Here is a 17,004-nt window from a genome sequence, read left to right as displayed (position 1 = left end):
CATGCGTCTGACCGAGCCCGTCACCCTGGGCCCGTACACCGCCCCGAGCCGGGTGGTGTTCGGGCCGCACGAGACCAATCTGGCCCGCCGCCGGGCGTTGTCGGACCGGCACGCCGCCTACTACGCGCGGCGCGCGGCCGGCGGTGCAGGTGTCGTCGTCACCGAGACGGCGAGCGTGCACGTCTCCGACTGGCCGTACGAGCGGGCCCCGCTGGCCGCGGACTGCGGCCCCGGCTGGGCGGCCACCGCGGCCGCGTGCGCACCGTACGGAACGCTGGTGGTGGCCTCCCTCGGCCACGCCGGCTCCCAGGGCTCCTCCGCCTACCACCAGTCGGCGCTGTGGGCGCCGTCCCGGGTCGCCGACGTGGTGAGCCGGGAACTGCCGATGGAGGTGGAGGAGGCCGAACTGGACGGGCTGCGCGCCGGGTTCGCGTCGGCGGCACGGCTGGCGGTGGAATCGGGGCTGCACGGGGTGGAGGTCGACGCCGGCCAGTACAGCCTGCTGCGCCAGTTCCTGTCCGGCCTGACCAACCAGCGCCAGGACGCCTACGGCACCGACCGGCTGCTGCTGGTCCGCCAGGTGCTCGGGGCCGTGCGCGAGGCGGTGGGCGCAGGACGGCTGGTGGGGCTGCGGCTGTCCTGCGACGAGCTGGCACCGTGGGCCGGTATCACGCCCGAGCACGCCGAGGGCTTCGCCCGTGAGCTGGCGCCGCTGCTCGACTACCTGGTGGTGGTGCGGGGTTCGGCGATGTCCACCGCCGCCACCCGCCCCGACTTCCACACCCCGCCGGGTTTCAACAGCGCGCTGTGCGCCGGCGTGCGCTCGACGGTCGCCGGGGCGGTCCCCGTGGTGCTGCAGGGTTCGGTCACCGGCCCGGACCTGGCCCAGCGCGCGCTGGACGACGGGATCGCCGACCTGGTGGAGATGACCCGCGCCCAGATCGCCGATCCGCAGCTGGTCGCGCTGGTGCGCGCGGGACGCCCCGAGCGGGTGCGGCCGTGTGTGCTGTGCAACCAGAAGTGCCGCGTACGGGACAACCGCAACCCGGTGGTCTCGTGCGCCGTGGACCCCCGCAGCGGCCATGAGACCGAGGACCCGCCGGACACCCCCCTGAGGCGGGAGCCGGGGTCCGTGGCCGCCGCGGCGCGGGAGACGGACGCCCCCGGGAGGCCCGACGGTGCGCCTCCCGGGGCGTCCGGCCATGCCGTCCTCGTGGTCGGCGGCGGCCCCGCCGGCCTGGAGGCCGCGCGGGTGCTGGCCGCCCACGGGCACCCCGTGGAACTGGTGGAGCGCACCGAGCGGCTCGGCGGGATGCTGCGGGTGGCGGGCGGGCGCTGGGCGCCGCTGCTGGACTGGCTGGAGTCGGAGGTACGGCGGCTCGGCGTCGTCGTGCGGACCGGCACCGAGGCGGCGGCACGGGACCTGACCGGGCGCCGGGTGGTGCTGGCCACCGGCTCGCGTCCCGGTCCGCGCCGCTACGACGTCGACGGCGGCACCGTGCTGGAGGCGGCCGACCTCCTCGCGGGCCGTGCGGCGCTGCCCGACGGACCGGTGCTCGTCCACGATCCCGTGGGCGACGCGACCGGCGTCGCCCTCGCCGACCGGCTGGCCGCCGAGGGCCGTGAGACCGCGCTGGTCACCCCGGACCAGGTGGCCGGGACACAGCTCGCCCTGACCGGTGACCTCGCCGACGCGCACGCGCGGCTGGCACGCGCCGGGGTGAGCCTGCTGCGGCGGGCCGTGCTGCGGGCGGTGCTCGCGGACGCCGCGCTGGTGGAGGACTCCGTCACCGGCGAGCAGCACAAGGTGGCGTGCGCGGCCGTGGTGCACTGCGGCCACCGGCTGCCCGACACCTCGCTCACCGCCCCGGCCGGCGCCGTGCCGGCGGGCGACCGGGTGGCACCGCGCACGGTGCACGAGGCCCTGCTGGAGGGCCGCCGCGCGGCGCTGGCGCTGCACGGCGGCGAAGGAGGTGCGTCGCGGTGAGCGCCGTGAAGCTGCTGTTCTCCCCGCTCCGGCTGGGCCCTCTGACGCTCGCCAACCGGATCGTGTTCTCCGCGCATCTGACGAACTACGCCGAGGACGGCCTGCCCAGTGAGCAGCACGCGGCGTACTACGCGGCGCGGGCGGCCGGCGGGGCCGGGCTGATCATCACCGAGGAGCACTCCACCCACGCCACCGACTGGCCGTACGAGAAGCTCATCCACGGCTTCCGGCCGGAGGCGGTGGCCGGGTACCGGCGCATCACCGAGGCCGTCCACGCGCACGGCACCCCGATCCTCGCCCAGCTGAACCACAACGGCGGCCAGGCGTCCTCGATGTACTCGCGGCTGCCGGTGTGGGCACCGTCGCCGGTGCCCGACCCGCTGTTCCGGGAGGTGCCCAAGGAGGTCACCACCGCGGAGATCGCCGAGATCGTCGCCGGGTACGGCACGGTCGCCGGGCACTGCGCGGAGGGCGGCTTCGACGGCGTCGAACTGCAGTGCTCGCACTCCTCGATCGTGCGCGGCTTCCTCTCCCCCGCCACCAACCTGCGCACCGACGCCTACGGCGGCCCGCTGGAGCACCGGGTGCGGATCCTGACGGAGATCGTCGACGCGGTGCGCGAGGCCATCGGGCCCGACCGGGTGCTGGGGGTGCGGCTGTGCGGCGACGAGCTGCTGGACGGCGGCACCACCATCGAGGAGGCCGTCGCCACGGCCCGGCTGGTGGAGGCCACCGGCAAGGTCGACTACATCAACACCTCGATCGGCGTGGCCACCTCGACCCTGTACATGATCGAGGCGTCGATGTCGGTGCCGCCCGGCTACGCCCTGTTCGTCTCCAACGCCATCCGCTCGGCCGTGCGACTGCCGGTGATCGGCGTGGGCCGGATCAAGGACCCGGTGCAGGCCGAACGGGCCCTCGCCGAGGGCCACTGCGACCTGGTCGGCGTGGTGCGCGGCCAGATCGCCGACCCGGACTTCGCCGCCAAGGCCCGCGCCGGGCACACCCCGCACATCCGCACCTGTCTGTCCTGCAACCAGGAGTGCGTGGGCCGCATGGGCCTGAACCGCTGGCTGGGCTGCATCGAGAACCCCCGGGCGGGCCGCGAGGCGGTGCCGCTGCCCGCGCCGGGCCCGAGGCCGCGCCGGGTGCTGGTGGTCGGCGGCGGCCCGGCCGGGCTGCAGGCGGCGGCGACCGCCGCGCAGCGCGGGCACCGGGTGACGCTGTACGAGCGGGCGCCGGCCACCGGCGGCCAGGTCGCCACGGCGGCGACCGCGCCGAGCCGGGCGGAGTTCCTGGACGTGGTGCGCAACCTGCTCGCCGAGTGCCTGCGCCATGGCGTGGACATCCGCACGGGGGTGGAGGCCACGGCCGAATCACTGCGCGCCGAGGCGCCGGACGCGGTCGTCCTCGCCACCGGTGCGCGGCCCCAACCCCCCTACTGGGCGGGCGGCCTGGAGCGGATCGTGGATGTGCGGGACGTGCTGGAGGGCCGGGCGGCGCCGCAGGCCGGACAGCGGGTCCTGGTCGTCGACGAACTCGGCTTCCACCAGGCCACCTCCACGGCCGAGCTGCTGGCCGACCGGGGTTGCAGGGTGCGGATCAGCACGCCCGGGATGGTCGTGGGGCAGGACCTGGGCGTCACGCTCGACCTGGAGACGTACGGCGTGCGCGCCCACGCCAAGGGCATCGCACACGCCACCGACCAGGTGGTGACGGGAGCCCGGCCGGGCGGGCAGGGGGACGGGGAAGTGGAGCTGGACATCCTCACGCACACCACGAACACCACGGCGCGGGAACGCTACGACTGGGTGGTGTGCGCCGTGCACCAGGCGCCGGAGGACGCCCTGTGGCACGCGCTGACGGACGCGCCGTTCCCGGTCCACCGGGCCGGTGACTGCCTGACCCCGCGCCGCGCACACGCCGCGGTCGTCGAGGGGCACCGGGTGGGGGCGGCCCTGTGAGCGCCCGCCTGCCCGAGCGGGTCGCCGTGCTCGTCGTACGGGACGGGGTGCTTCCGCTGGGCGCGGACGAGGCCGTGGCCGAGGCGGACGGACACGCGCTGGTGGCCGGTTCGCGGGCCGCCGCCGGGGCCCGGGAGCTGGTCGCGGCCCGGCGGGTGTGGACGGCCGACAGCGGGACCTCGCCCGCCGCCCTGTCCGTCGCACTCGCGCCGCTGCTCGCCGCCGTGCGCATCGTGATCCTGCCTGCCTCCCCGGACGGCCGGGACCTCGCGCCGCGCCTCGCCGCCGAGCTGGGGCGGCCGCTCCTCGCCAGCGCCCTCGAGGTGCTTCCGCACGGCGCCGACGTGCTGCGCCTGGGCGGCAGCGCACTGGTCGAACTGACCGTGGACGGCCCCTTCGTGGCCACCCTGGAGCCCGGGGTGCGCGGCGCGGTGCCCGTGCCGGGCCCTGTGGAGACCGGCGAACTCACCCTGTCCGCCCCCGCGCCCGCCGTCCCCGACGCGGTGCACGTGGCCGACCTCGACACCTCGGCCGACGCCGGTGATCTGGCCGCCGCCCGCCGGGTGCTCGGTGCGGGCGGCGGGCTGGGCGGTCCCGAGGCCGTGGCGCTGCTCGCCGAGGCCGGTGCCGCCCTGGACATGGCGGTGGGCGGCACCCGCGTGGTCACCGACGCGGGCTGGCTGGAGTACGCCCGGCAGATCGGCACCACCGGCGTCACCGTCGACCCCGACCTGTACGTCGCGTTCGGTGTCTCCGGCGCCCCGCACCACACCGGCGGGCTCGGCGCGCCGCGCCATGTGGTGAGCGTGAACACCGACCCGTACTGCCCGATGACCGCCATGGCCGACCTGGGCATCGTGGCCGACGCGCCCGCCGTGCTCGCCGCGCTGACCCGCAGGCTGAGGGAGGTGGGCGATGCCGCCTGAGACGAATCCGGCGCCCGCCTTCGACGTCGTCGTGGTCGGCGCGGGCCCCGCCGGGTCGGCGGCCGCGCTGGAGGCGGCGCGCGCCGGGCTGTCGGTGGCGCTGCTGGAGCGCGGTCCCTACCCGGGCGCCAAGAACGTGTACGGCGGCGTGGTCTACGGCCGGATCCTGGACGAGCTGGTGCCGGGCTGGTGGGAGCACATGCCGGTGCAGCGCTGGGTCACCCGGCGCTCCACCATGCTGCTCACCGGCAGCCAGGCGCTCACCGTCGACTTCCGCGCCGAGGACTGGGGCCGCCCCCCGTACAACGGGGCCACCGCCTTCCGTGCCGAGCTGGACGGCTGGCTCGCCCGGCTCGCCGAGGAGGCGGGCGCCGTGCTGGTGCCGTCCACCACGGCCACCGGGCTGCTGCGCGACACCGCGGGGAAGGTCACCGGAGTGCGCACCGACCGGCCGGGCGGCGACCTGACCGGCCGGGTCGTCATCGCCTGCGACGGCGTCAACTCCTTCCTCGCCAAGGAGGCGGGGCTTTTCGCGAAGGTGTCCGGCAAGCAGGCCGAGCACACCTCGCTGGGCGTGAAGGAGACCCTCGCCCTGCCGCGCGAGGTCGTCGAGGAACGGTTCGGGCTGAGCGGGCGGCACGGCCAGGACATCGAGATCCTCGGCGGCACCGGCGGCATCCCCGGCGGTGGCTTCCTCTACACGAACCTGGAGTCGGTCAGCGTCGGCGTGGTGCTGTCGCTCACCGGGCTCACCGCGTCCGGCGTACGGCCGGAGGCGGTGCTGGCCGGGCTGAAGGAGCACCCGGCGATCGCCCCGCTGCTGCGCGGCGCCGAGCTGAAGGAGTACTCCGCGCACCTGATCCCGGAGGGCGGCTACGACACCATGCCCGAACTCGTCACCGACGGCATGCTCGTGGCCGGGGACGCGGGGGCCATGTGCCTGGCCGCGGGTGTCTGGCTGGAGGGCGTCAACTACGCGCTCGGCGCGGGCATGTACGCCGGCCGGGCCGCCGCCGAGGCGATCGCGGCGGGCGACACCTCCCGTACCGGGCTGGCCGGTTACCGCCGTCTGCTGGAGGAGTCCTTCGTGCTGGCCGACCACCGCAGGCTGCGCCGGGTGCCGGGACTGGTCTTCTCCGACCGGGTGCAGCGGTCGTACCCGGGGCTGCTGTGCGACGTGGCCCAGGGGTTCTTCACCGTGGACAACCCGCGCCCCAAACCGGGTCTGCGCCGGCTGGTGTCGGACGCGGCCCGCCGGCGCGGTGTGCGCCTGCGGCATCTGCTGTCCGACGCGTTCACCTCAGCGAGGTCCTTCCGATGACCCAGACCAGCCCCCAAGGCCAGCGGCCCGCAGTGTCCTTCGAGGACCGCATGGCCACGGTGGACTTCCGTGTCGCCGAGCGGGCGCACATCACGGTGGACACCGACGTGTGCCGCTCCTGCGAGGTCCGCGCCTGTGTGCACGCCTGCCCCGCCGCGCTGTTCGTGCCGACGGACGACGGCGGCATCCTCTTCAACTACGAGCAGTGCTTCGAGTGCGGCACCTGCTACCAGGTGTGCGACGCGCCCGGCGCGCTCACCTGGTCCTATCCCGAGGGCGGCCACGGGGTCGCCTTCCGGCAGGGGTGAGCGACGTGCTGGTGGCCGCGGCCCTGCGCTGGACGGATTCGCGCGCCTTCGCGCATCCACTGACCGGCACCGCGCCGAGCGCCCCGTACGCGGCCGGGGCCTCCCCCGCCGACCGGTGTGCGCTGGAACACGCGCTGCGGCTCGCCGAGCGGCTCGGCGGCCGCTGCCTGGCCGTGACCGTGGGACCCGTGGGCGCCGAGGAGATGCTGCGGGAGGCCCTGGCCGCCGGTGCCGACGAGGCGCTGCGCGTCGACGGCCCGGACGGCGACGAGGCGGCGACCGCGCACAGCCTGCTGGCCGGGCTCACCGCGCGGGGCCCGCTGCCGCAGGTGGTGGTGTGCGGGGACCGCTCACTGGACCGCGGCACCGGCGCCACCCCGGCACTGCTGGCCCACCTGTCGGGTGCCGCTCAGGCATTGGGGCTCACGGAGCTGACGGTCGGTGAGCAGGGTGCCGCCGGGGCGTCGCTGCGCGCGGTGCGCCGCCTGGACGGGGGCCGCGCCGAGGAGTTGCGGGTTCCGCTGCCGGCGGTGTGCTCGGTGGAGCCCGGGACCGTACGGCCGCGTCGCGCGCCCCTCGCCACGGCCCTCGCCGCACGCCGGGCGGAGATCGCCGTGGTGCGGGCGGGCGCGCGGGAGGGCGCCGCGGTGCGGGCGGGCCGGCCTCGCCCCTACCGTCCCCGTCCCAGGGCGCTGTCCGCCCCCGAGGGCGGCACCCGGCAACGGCTCCTGGCGCTCACCGGTGCCCTGGCCCCGCCCCGGACCCCGCCCCGCGTGGTGATCCCAGGCTCTCCCGAGGAGGCCGCCGAGCTGCTGCTCGCCGAGCTGCGGGAGCACGGCGTGCACGCCCCGGTGCGAGAGGCCTGAAGCCCACGAAGGGAGGACCGCGATGGAGGGCACACCCGGGTCCGCCGGGCGGCGCACGGCCGTCGTGACCGGCGCCGCCCGCGGGATCGGCGCGGCCGTGGTGGAACGGCTGGCCGCGGACGGCTGGCTGGTCGTGGCCGTGGACGTGTGCCGCGACCTGCCCGGCGTCGGCTATCGGCTGGGCACCGAGACGGAGTTGTCGGCGCTGGCGGACCGGTGGCCGGACGCGGTGCTGCCGGTGGTCGCCGACGTACGCGACCAGGCGGCCCTCGACGCGGCGGTCGAGCTGGCGTACCGGCACTCCGGGCAGCTGCACGCGGCCGTGGCCGCGGCGGCGGTGATGGCCGGGGGCCGGCCGCTGTGGGAGACCACCGACGCCGAGTGGGACGCCCTGTTCGACATCGGGGTGCGCGGGGTGGCCAACCTGGCCCGCGCCGCCGTACCCCGGCTGCTGGCCGCGCCCGGGCCGCGCTCGGGCCGGTTCGTGGCGCTCGCCTCGGCGGCCGCCCACCACGGGCTGTGGCATCTGGCCGGGTACAACGCGGCCAAGCACGCGGTGGTGGGCCTGATCCGGGGTCTGGCCGCCGACCTGCGCGGCACCGGCGTGACCGCCACCGCCGTCTCCCCCGGCTCCACCCGCACCCCCATGCTCCAGGCCAGCGCCGACCTGTACGGGCTGCCGGACACCGCCGAGTTCGCCGGGCACCAGCTGCTTCAGCGGCTGCTGGAGCCGGCGGAGGTCGCGGCGGCGGTCTGCTGGCTGTGCGGCGCGCAGGCGTCCGCCATCACGGGCACGGTCGTCCACGCCGACGGAGGTTTCCTGCCATGAGCACACCGAGCGCGGCTGCGACGACGCCGGAGACGGCCCTGCTGCGTCTGGACCCGGATGTCTCCCTCAGCCGGCTGGACGGCGGCCGTACGCTGCTCGGCGGTTCGCCCTACCGGGTACTGCGGCTGAGCGCGGCCGGCGCCCGGCTGGTCGACGGCTGGCTCGACGGTCAGGCGGTGTCCGGTGCGCCCGGACTCCGGCGGCTGGCTCAGCAGCTGGTGTCCGCCGGACTGGTCCATCCCCGTTACACCGCGGGCCCGTTCACCGAGGCCGACGTCACCGCCGTGATCCCGGTCCGCGACCGGCCCGGGGTGACGGCGACACTGGCACGGCTGACGGAACTCGCCGCCACCGTGGTGGTGGACGACGGCAGCGCGGTGCCGCTGCCCGGCGCCACCGTGCGGCATCCGGCCGCGCGCGGTCCGGCCGCCGCGCGCAACAGCGGCTGGCGGCTGGCGGACACGGAGCTGGTCGCCTTCCTGGATGCGGACGTGGTGCCCGAACCGGGCTGGCTGGCGGCCCTGTTGCCGCACTTCGCCGATCCGCGGGTGGCCGCGGTGGCACCGCGCGTGCGCAGCCGGCCGGGTGACAGCGCGCTGGACCGGTACGAGCAGGACCGCTCCCCCATCGACCTCGGGCCGCTGCCGTCCCTCGTGCGGCCCGGCAGCCGGGTGAGTTACGTGCCGACCGCCGCCCTCGTCGTCCGGGTCGCGGCGCTGCGCGCGCTCGGCGGGTTCGACGAGACCCTGCGCTTCGGCGAGGACGTCGACCTGGTGTGGCGGCTGGCCGGCCAGGGGCAGCTCGTGCGCTACGAGCCGGCCGCCCAGGTGTGGCACGCGCCGCGGTCCCGGTGGTCGGCGTGGGCGCGGCAGCGCTTCGACTACGGGACGTCGGCCGCGCCGCTCGCGCTGCGGCACGGTGCCGCGGCGGCGCCGGTGCGGGTGTCGCCCTGGACGCTGGCGTGCTGGGGCGCCGTGGCCGCGGGCCGGCCGGCCGCCGCCTCCGCCACGGCCTTGATCACCGCGTCGCTGCTGCCGCGCAGACTGCGCGGGGTGGGCGTACCGGCCGAGGAGTCGGTGGCGCTGGCGCTGCGCGGCCACTGGGGTGCGGGCCGGATGTTCGCGGACGCGGTCACCCGCTCGTGGTGGCCGGTGGCGGTGCCGGCCCTGGCCGCCTCCCGGCACGGGCGGCTGCTGCTGGCCGCCGCCTGGGGCCGCCATGTGGCCGACTGGCGCGCAGGGCGCCCCGCGCTGCCGCTGCACCAGTGGCTCCCGGCCCGTATCGCCGACGACCTCGCCTACGGCGCCGGTGTCTGGTGGGGCGCCCTGCGGCACCGCACCCTGGCCCCACTGCTTCCGGACGCACAGGAGTGGCCGGGGCGGGACGGGGTGCGACGGGCCTGATCCGGGTGGGCCGGATGCCCGCGGCCCGGCACCTCGCACGGGTCACGCGGCTGGCGACGGGGCCGGGCACGGGCCATGCCGGCACGGCGTCAAACGGAACGCCGGAGCCGGACCCGCGGAGGGGGCAGGCCGATGCCAGGCCCACGCGAACAGGACGACGTGCAGGCCGTGCCAAGCCCCGCGCGACACAACGACATACGGACTTCGCAAACGGAAGGTGGGGGGCGGATGCCGAAGCCGCGCAGGCTGGCGGAGGCGACGTGGCCGGAGATCGCCGCCACGGCGGACCGGAGCGTCCTGGTCGTGCCGGTGGGGTCCACCGAGCAGCACGGGCCGCACCTGCCCTTCACGGTGGACACGGACATCGCGCTCGCGCTGGCGGAGCGGCTGGCGGCGGCCCGGCCCTGGGTGGTGCTGGCACCGCCGGTGTCCTACGGCTCCAGCGGGGAACACGCCGGGTTCCCCGGCACCTTGTCGATCGGGCGGCAGGCCACCGAACTGCTGCTGACCGAACTGGGCCGCTCCGCCGACGCGTTCGCGGCCGTCGCGTTCGTCTCGGCGCACGGAGGCAATGCCGTACCTGTGCGCCGGGCGGTGGCGCGGCTGCGCGCGGAGGGACGCCGGGCGTACTTCTGGGAACCGGAAGGGGATCCGGCCGACAGTCACGCCGGGCGGGCCGAGACCTCGGCCATGCTGGTCCTTCGGCCCGGCACGGTACGCCGCGAACGGGCCGAAGAAGGCGACAGGCGGCCGCTGCCGGCCCTGCTGCCCGCGCTGCTGCGCGTGGGGTTGCGCGGGGTCACCCCGAACGGGGTGCTCGGCGACCCCAGGGGGGCACGGGCGGATCTCGGGCGCCGCCGCCTGGACGGCTGGGCCGCCGATCTCCTGACGGCCAGCACCCGCTGGCATCCCGTCTGCTCCTCCGCGTCCCGCACCGCCCGGCAGGACGGCGGCGAGTCCGGAGACAGAATTCGGCCGGACCGGTGAACCGGGCGTTCCACGGGTCTCACACGGGCGTCCTCCCCGCAGTCCCGTTCCCGCAACACGGGCGGGGCGCCGGGAGCGGGGGAGCCGCCGGGACCGAGGAGCCGTATCCGGCCGTCCCCGGCGCAGCGTGACGGTTGCCCCGCCGGTACTGGGACACAATCGGCAGGAGGTGTTCCGGGCCGCACCCGTTCACGGAGGAAGCAGCATGCGCGAAGAAGCCGCCACCGACGCCCTGCGCGGCCGGAGTGTCCTGATCTCCGGTACCAGCGTCGCCGGTCCGGCCCTCGCGTACTGGCTGACCGCGTACGGCTGTTCCGTGACGCTCGTGGAGAAGGCCCCGGCGTTGCGCCGGGGCGGTTTCGCCGTCGACCTGCGGGGCTCCGCGCACCGCACGGTGCTGCGGCGGATGGGCCTGTGGGAGGAGGTGCGGGCCCGGCAGACGCACATGGGCGCCCAGTGCTTCCTCGGCCCCGACGGGCGGGAACAGGCCAGGCTGTCGTCGGAGTTCATGAGCGGCGACGTGGAGATCTTCCGCGGCGACCTCTCCGAGATCCTCTACGAGCACACCCGGGACCGTGCCGAGTACGTCTTCGGGGACTCCATCGCCGTCCTGGAACAGACCCCGGACGCGGTGCACGTCACCTTCGAACACGGCGCGCCCCGCACCTTCGACCTGGTGGTGGGCGCGGACGGGCTGCACTCGAACGTGCGCCGCCTGGTGTTCGGCGACGAGCCGCACCACCTGCGTTTCCTCGGCCACTACGTCGCTGTCTACGACGCCCCGAACCACCTCGGTCTGGACCGCTGCGCGCAGTGGTTCAACGCCCCCGGCCGCGCCCTGTGCCTGGGTCACTACGGCGGGGACCCGGCCACGTGCCTGGTCACCATGGTGTTCGCCGAGCCGGACCCCGGGCACGCGCGGCTCGGCGGCGACCGGCAGCGCGCGCTCCTCGCCGAGCGCTACGCCGGGCTGGGCTGGGAGGTGCCGCGGGCCCTGAAGGCGCTTCAGGAGGCCGACGACGTGTACTTCGACGCCATGGCCCAGGTCCGCGTCGACCGGTTCTCCGAGGGCCGGGTCGTGCTGCTCGGCGACGCGGGCTACGGGGCGACCATGGGTGGTCTGGGCACCGGCCTCGCCCTCGTGTGCGCGTACGTGCTCGCCGGGGAACTGGCGATGCGTGCCGGCCACCACCGCGGTGCCCTTGCCGCGTACGAGGAGCGGATCCGCGCCTACGCCCTGGGCTGCCAGAAGAACGCCGACAGCGCGGGCCGCATGCTCGCCCCCGCCACCGCGCGCGGGATCCGCGGCCGGAACCTGGCCTACCGGGTCCTGCAACTGCCCGTGCTGGCCGGATACTTCTCGCGGCTGTCCGTGCGGGCCGCGGAGAACATCGATCTCGAGGATTATTCGGCGGCTTTGCACGACGCCCGTTCGAGCCGCTCTCGAGAATGATTCGAGGCGCGCCACGAGGCGTTCCTGAAACAGTGCGGCAGGTCTGCCGGAATTCCCCTCGAATTCTGTTCCGTCCGGGGCCGGGCGGACCGGATAGGGGGAGCTAGGGGTTTGACCGCCGACGCACCCCCCATACCGTGGCCAACGAGGTTCTCGACGAAAGCGGATTTCGGCGAACCGAGCCACAACTCAAAGCGGGGTGCGACGTTGGTCAGCCACTCGTATTCGTCACTGGAAGAATCCGGAACGCATTCCGGGCCGGCGGCCCGGAGCACACTCGTGCACGGCCTCCTCGACGAGGCCGCCGCCGAGGCACCGCACGCCCCCGCGATCCGGGACGCCACCGGAAGCTGGACCTACCGTGAACTGGCCGAGTACGGCGTGGCGTTCGCGGCCTGGCTGCGTGAGCGGGGAGTCGGCCGCGGCGACCGGGTCGTGCTGCAGCTGCCCACCACCCGCGAACTGGCGGCCATGTTCTACGGCGCCTCCCGGGCGGGCGCGGTCTTCGTGCCGCTGAACCCGGCGATGAAGAGCTACCACCTGCGCCATGTCGTCGCCAACGCCGAGCCGGAGCTGGTCATCGGCGACGCCGCGAGCGGTGACAACCTCGCGGAGATCACCGGCTCCGTTCATCTCCTGGCCGACCTGTGGCCGCAGGTGGAGGAGCTGCGGGCCCGGGGCGCCGGCGCGGACGCCGAGGAGGTGGGCCCCGAGGACGTGGCCACGCTGATCTACACCTCCGGCTCCACGGCCGCGCCCAAGGCGGTCGTCTGCCCGCACGCCCAGGTGACCTTCGCCTCCCGGGCGCTGGTCGAGGCCCTCGGCTACCGCCCCGACGACGTGGTCTTCTGCCGCTTCCCGATGTCCTGGGACTACGGCCTGTACAAGGTCCTGATGACCTGCATCGCGCGCTGCGAGATCGTCCTCGCCGACCGCGACTCCGACCTGGTGCTGCTGCGCCGGATGCGGGAGACCGGTGCCACCGTCGTCCCGCTGGTGCCCTCGCTGGCCTCGATGATCGTCACCCTGGCCGGACGCAGCGACGAACCGCAGGCGCCGGTGCGGCTGTTCACCAACACCGGGGCCGCGCTGCCGCAGGCCACCATCGACGCGCTGCGCCGGCACTTCCCCGGGGTCCGGGTGGTGCGCCAGTACGGCCAGACGGAGGCCAAGCGCATCACCGTGATGCCGCCGGAGGAGGACACCGAACGCCCCGGCGCGGTCGGCCTCCCGCTGCCCGGCACCCGGGTGCTGATCCTGGACGCGGACGGCCGGCCTGTGCCCACCGGTGAGACGGGCGAGATCGTCGCCGTGGGCCCGCACGTCATGCCGGGCTACTGGAAGAGCCCCGAACTCACCGCCAAGGCGTTCCGCAGGGACCCGGGGACCGGTGAGCTGCGGCTGCACACCGGCGACTACGGCAGCCTCGACGCCGACGGCTACCTGTACTTCGAGGGGCGCCGCGACGACATGTTCAAGCGCAAGGGCTTCCGCATGAGCACCCTCGAGATCGAGGGCGCCGCCATGGACATCCCCGGGGTGCGGGCGGCCGCCGCGCTTCCGCCGAACGACAAGCACGACCTGGCGCTGTTCGTGGAGAGCGACCTGCCGCCGCGCACCGTCCTGAAGGAACTGACCCGTCGCCTGGAACCCGCCAAGGTGCCGGCGATCTGCCGCGTCCTCAGCGACTTCCCGCTCACCCAGCACGGCAAGAACGCGCGCAAGGAGCTGGCCCTGATGCTCGACGGGAGCGGAGAATGACCGACCAGTCCACAGACCCCACCAAGCTGGCCCGCCGGTTCGGCACCCCGCTGTACGTGTACGACCTGGACCGGGCCCGGGCTGCCCGCCGCGACCTGTTCGCCTGGCTGCCCGAGGGCTTCGAGGTGTTCTACGCCTTCAAGGCCAACCCGCACGTCGACCTGGTCCGCGCCCTGCGCACCGGCGAGGGGCCGACGTGCAGGGCCGAGATCAGCTCGACCGGTGAGCTGGCGGCGGCCCTGGAGGCCGGATACCGCGGCCACGACATCCTCTACACAGGCCCCGGGAAGACCCCCGGCGAGCTGTCCGAGGCCGTCGGCCAGGGCGTCGGCACCTTCTCCGCGGAGTCCCTGAGCGACCTGCAGCACATCGGGGAGGCGGCCCTCGCGCACCGCACGGTCGTCGACTGCCTGCTGCGCATCAACAGCGCCACGGCGAGTGCCACCACCAGCATCCGGATGACCGGGGCGCCCACCCAGTTCGGCATCGACAGTGAGACCGTCGCCGGACTGGCGCCGCAGCTGCGCTCGGTCCCGGGCACCCGGCTGGCCGGACTGCACCTGTTCTCGCAGTCCAACGCCCGCGACGAGGACGCCCTGATCGGTGAGCTGACGCACACCATCGCAGTGGCCGCGGCGATCCAGGAGGACCTGGGAGTGGAGCTGCGGCTGCTGGACATCGGCGGCGGCTTCTCCGTGCCGTACGCCCAGCAGGGCGGCCGGGACGCCTATCCCAAGCTGCGGGACGAGCTGGCGGCGGCGCTGGACGTGCACTTCCCGCGCTGGAGGGAGGGCACCCCTCGTCTGGCGGTGGAGTCCGGCCGCTACCTGGCCGGCGACAGCGGCACCCTGGTCACCCGGGTCACCAACGTCAAGGTCAGCCGCGGCAAGAAGTTCGTGATCGCCGACGCGGGCATCAACACCTTCGGCGGCATGTCCGGGCTCGGCCGGCTCATGCCGGTCACCGTGCACGTCCCGACGGACGCCGAGACGGAGAAGGCGAGCCTGGTCGGGCCGCTGTGCACACCGGGCGACGTGCTGGGCCGGCAGATCGAGCTGCCCGCGAACCTGCGCCCCGGCGACCTGCTGGCCATCCCCAACACCGGCGCCTACGGCCCCACGTCGAGCCTGCTGATGTTCCTGGGCCGCCCGGCGCCCGTGGAGGTCGCGGTGTCCGGCGGCCGGGTCGTCTCGGCCACCCGGATCGAGCACGCGCGCACTCCGGTGGAGAGGGGCCCGCGGTGAGCGCGGTGCGCCTGCCCGAGGAGGGCCGGGAGGCCGGTCCCGCCGAGCCGAAGGGCACCGTCATCGTCACGTCGGTCTCCTCCGACTCGCACACCTGGAACCTGGTGTTCCTGCAACTGCTCATCGAGGAGTGCGGATACACCGTGGTCAACCTCGGCCCGTGCGTGCCCGACGAGCTCCTGGTCAGCGAGTGCCACGCGCTCGAACCGGACATGGTCGTCATCAGCAGTGTCAACGGGCACGGCTACCAGGACGGCCTCAGGGTGATCGGCCGGCTCCGGGCGCTCACGCCCCTGGCCGCCACCCCGATCGTGATCGGCGGCAAACTCGGCACCGACGACGCCGAGGCGTCCGCCCGGGCGGACGAGCTGGTGGCGGCCGGCTTCGACGCCGTCTTCGAGGACGGCCAGGACCCGGTCGGCGCGTTCCGCGGCTTCCTCGCCGCCCTGCCGCCGCACGACCGCAGCCTCGACGACGCCGGCCGGGTGGCCCTGTGAGCGGCCTGCATCCGTTCCCCCGCCGCCGGGCGGCCGAGCAGCGGCCCGTGGACTTCGGCGCGTTCGTGCGCGCGGCGGGCGCCGAGGGGCGCCTGGTGGTGCAGCCCCGCATGGGGTTCGGCGATCCCGCGCTGATGCGCGAGGGGCTGCTGGCCACCAAGGCGGCGGACGCCACCACGGTGGGCACCCTGACGCTGGACAGTTACACCCGGGTCGGCGAGCTGAACGCGGTCGAGGAGGCGCTGCGCGAGGGCATCAAGCTCAACGGCTACCCGGTAGTGAACCATCCGCCGGCCACCACCGAGGCGGTGCTCGCGGGCGTGCGGGACGCGGGTTTCCCGGTGCAGGTCCGGCACGGCTCCGCGACGCCGATCGACATCTTCTGGGCGCTGCTGCGGCTCCGGCTCAATGCGACGGAGGGCGGCCCCGTCTCCTACTGCCTGCCCTACGGCCGTACCCCTCTCACCGACGGCGTGCGCAACTGGGAGGCCTGCTGCGAGCTGTACACGCGGCTGCGCGAGTCGGGCATCGAGCCGCACCTGGAGACGTTCGGCGGCTGCATGATGGGACAGCTGTGCCCGCCTTCCCAACTGGTGGCCATCAGCTTCCTGGAGGCGATGTTCTTCGCCCAGCACGGCATCCGCTCGCTGTCGCTGAGCTACGCCCAGCAGACCGACATGGGCCAGGACCGGGAGGCCGTGGGAGCGCTGCGCCGGCTGTGCCGCGAGCTGCTGCCCACGGACAACTGGCACATCGTCATCTACGCCTACATGGGCGTGTATCCGGAGACCTACCGCGGTGCGCACCACCTGCTGGGCCAGGCCGCGCGGCTGGCCGTGACCACCGGAGCGCACCGGCTGATCGTGAAGACGGTCGCCGAGGCGCGCCGCATCCCGACCGTCGCCGAGAACGTGCTGGCGCTGGAGTACGCCGAGGCGGTGGCCCGCCGGGCCCAGCCCCTGCCGTACGGCGCCGCCGGCGCGGAGGGCGACTCGCCGACGTACGCCGAGGCCCGCGCGCTGGTCGACGCGGTGCTGGACCTGGACGACGACATCGGGCGGGCGCTGCTCACCGCGTTCCGGCGCGGCTACCTCGACGTGCCGTACTGCGTGCATCCCGACAACGCGGGCCGGGCGCGCAGCTATATCGGCTCCGACGGCCGATTGCGGTGGGCCGACATCGGCCGGCTCCCGCTGCACGGAATAGCGGAACAAGGAACGGCGAAGAAGATCGGTTCGGCCGATCTGCTCAAGGATCTCTTCCATGTCCGGCGGATCTACGACGAGGCGGCACTGGAAATCGGCGACAAGGCCGGGCCGCAGCTCCTGCCGGGTTAGTGGGTCCGGTAGGGGTGGATAGGGGTGTGGCCGTCCCGCGCCCCGACCTAGAGTCACAAATCCGGGACCTTTCCCGGGTTATTCCCAATTTCTGGCTGTGGCAACAGTGATCAGGTGGAGT

14 protein-coding genes are annotated in these 17,004 nt (G+C 74.8%); all 14 read left to right on the top strand.

The genetic code is table 11. The annotated features are described in order from the left end of the window. Window position 1 precedes the first annotated feature (1 nt). Window positions 2-1,987 (top strand): oxidoreductase, encoded by a 1,986-nt coding sequence (locus OG956_RS39235; RefSeq protein WP_330343296.1) that lies wholly within the window; start codon window positions 2-4, stop codon window positions 1,985-1,987. A 5-nt stretch (window positions 1,988-1,992) separates the two neighbouring features. After that, window positions 1,993-3,951 carry a mycofactocin system FadH/OYE family oxidoreductase 2 gene (locus OG956_RS39230; RefSeq protein WP_330343295.1) on the top strand — a complete coding sequence of 653 codons (1,959 nt, stop codon included), beginning with the start codon at window positions 1,993-1,995 and terminating at the stop codon, window positions 3,949-3,951. Then, window positions 3,948-4,877, top strand: a complete 930-nt coding sequence (locus OG956_RS39225; RefSeq protein WP_330343133.1) for a mycofactocin-associated electron transfer flavoprotein alpha subunit — start codon at window positions 3,948-3,950, stop codon at window positions 4,875-4,877. Before OG956_RS39230 ends, OG956_RS39225 begins: the two co-directional genes overlap by 4 nt. Next, window positions 4,867-6,198 (top strand): FAD-dependent oxidoreductase, encoded by a 1,332-nt coding sequence (locus tag OG956_RS39220; protein WP_330343132.1) that lies wholly within the window; start codon window positions 4,867-4,869, stop codon window positions 6,196-6,198. The genes OG956_RS39225 and OG956_RS39220 overlap by 11 nt, the downstream gene beginning before the upstream one ends. Beyond that, window positions 6,195-6,506, top strand: coding sequence for a ferredoxin family protein (locus OG956_RS39215; RefSeq protein ID WP_330343131.1), 312 nt, complete (start codon window positions 6,195-6,197; stop codon window positions 6,504-6,506). Before OG956_RS39220 ends, OG956_RS39215 begins: the two co-directional genes overlap by 4 nt. Beyond that, on the top strand, window positions 6,503-7,372 hold the full coding sequence (locus OG956_RS39210; RefSeq protein ID WP_330343130.1) for a mycofactocin-associated electron transfer flavoprotein beta subunit: 870 nt from the start codon (window positions 6,503-6,505) through the stop codon (window positions 7,370-7,372). The genes OG956_RS39215 and OG956_RS39210 overlap by 4 nt, the downstream gene beginning before the upstream one ends. 22 nt (window positions 7,373-7,394) lie before the next feature. Further along, complete coding sequence (locus OG956_RS39205; protein ID WP_330343129.1) at window positions 7,395-8,201, top strand: mycofactocin-coupled SDR family oxidoreductase; 807 nt, start codon at window positions 7,395-7,397, stop codon at window positions 8,199-8,201. Next, window positions 8,198-9,604 (top strand): mycofactocin biosynthesis glycosyltransferase MftF, encoded by a 1,407-nt coding sequence (gene mftF / locus OG956_RS39200; protein WP_330343128.1) that lies wholly within the window; start codon window positions 8,198-8,200, stop codon window positions 9,602-9,604. The genes OG956_RS39205 and mftF overlap by 4 nt, the downstream gene beginning before the upstream one ends. Before the next feature lie 228 nt (window positions 9,605-9,832). After that, window positions 9,833-10,591 carry a mycofactocin biosynthesis peptidyl-dipeptidase MftE gene (gene mftE, locus OG956_RS39195; protein WP_330343127.1) on the top strand — a complete coding sequence of 253 codons (759 nt, stop codon included), beginning with the start codon at window positions 9,833-9,835 and terminating at the stop codon, window positions 10,589-10,591. Between the two features lie 205 nt (window positions 10,592-10,796). Further along, window positions 10,797-12,044, top strand: coding sequence for an FAD-dependent monooxygenase (locus OG956_RS39190; protein ID WP_330343126.1), 1,248 nt, complete (start codon window positions 10,797-10,799; stop codon window positions 12,042-12,044). Window positions 12,045-12,323: 279 nt separating this feature from the next. Beyond that, window positions 12,324-13,805: an AMP-binding protein gene (locus OG956_RS39185; RefSeq protein WP_330343125.1), complete on the top strand. Its 1,482-nt coding sequence runs from the start codon at window positions 12,324-12,326 to the stop codon at window positions 13,803-13,805. After that, complete coding sequence (locus OG956_RS39180; RefSeq protein WP_330343124.1) at window positions 13,802-15,049, top strand: type III PLP-dependent enzyme; 1,248 nt, start codon at window positions 13,802-13,804, stop codon at window positions 15,047-15,049. The genes OG956_RS39185 and OG956_RS39180 overlap by 4 nt, the downstream gene beginning before the upstream one ends. Beyond that, complete coding sequence (locus OG956_RS39175) at window positions 15,046-15,546, top strand: cobalamin B12-binding domain-containing protein (RefSeq protein WP_330343123.1); 501 nt, start codon at window positions 15,046-15,048, stop codon at window positions 15,544-15,546. Before OG956_RS39180 ends, OG956_RS39175 begins: the two co-directional genes overlap by 4 nt. Next, on the top strand, window positions 15,543-16,883 hold the full coding sequence (locus tag OG956_RS39170; protein WP_330343122.1) for a methylaspartate mutase: 1,341 nt from the start codon (window positions 15,543-15,545) through the stop codon (window positions 16,881-16,883). Before OG956_RS39175 ends, OG956_RS39170 begins: the two co-directional genes overlap by 4 nt. Window positions 16,884-17,004: the final 121 nt, after the last annotated feature.

Origin of the sequence: Streptomyces sp. NBC_00557 (assembly GCF_036345995.1) — a bacterium.
GTDB lineage: Bacteria > Actinomycetota > Actinomycetes > Streptomycetales > Streptomycetaceae > Streptomyces.
The sequence above is the reverse complement of the archived record's forward strand: the minus strand, read 5'-3'. Positions and strand labels throughout refer to the sequence as shown.

Bases quoted from the DNA above. Each gene is read 5' to 3' on its own strand.
- OG956_RS39190 (WP_330343126.1), top strand. From the start codon at position 10,797: ATGCGCGAAGAAGCCGCCACCGACGCCCTGCGCGGCCGGAGTGTCCTG.
- OG956_RS39205 (WP_330343129.1), top strand. From the start codon at position 7,395: ATGGAGGGCACACCCGGGTCCGCCGGGCGGCGCACGGCCGTCGTGACC.
- OG956_RS39220 (WP_330343132.1), top strand. From the start codon at position 4,867: ATGCCGCCTGAGACGAATCCGGCGCCCGCCTTCGACGTCGTCGTGGTC.
- mftE (WP_330343127.1), top strand. From the start codon at position 9,833: ATGCCGAAGCCGCGCAGGCTGGCGGAGGCGACGTGGCCGGAGATCGCC.
- mftF (WP_330343128.1), top strand. From the start codon at position 8,198: ATGAGCACACCGAGCGCGGCTGCGACGACGCCGGAGACGGCCCTGCTG.
- OG956_RS39215 (WP_330343131.1), top strand. From the start codon at position 6,195: ATGACCCAGACCAGCCCCCAAGGCCAGCGGCCCGCAGTGTCCTTCGAG.
- OG956_RS39180 (WP_330343124.1), top strand. From the start codon at position 13,802: ATGACCGACCAGTCCACAGACCCCACCAAGCTGGCCCGCCGGTTCGGC.
- OG956_RS39235 (WP_330343296.1), top strand. From the start codon at position 2: ATGCGTCTGACCGAGCCCGTCACCCTGGGCCCGTACACCGCCCCGAGC.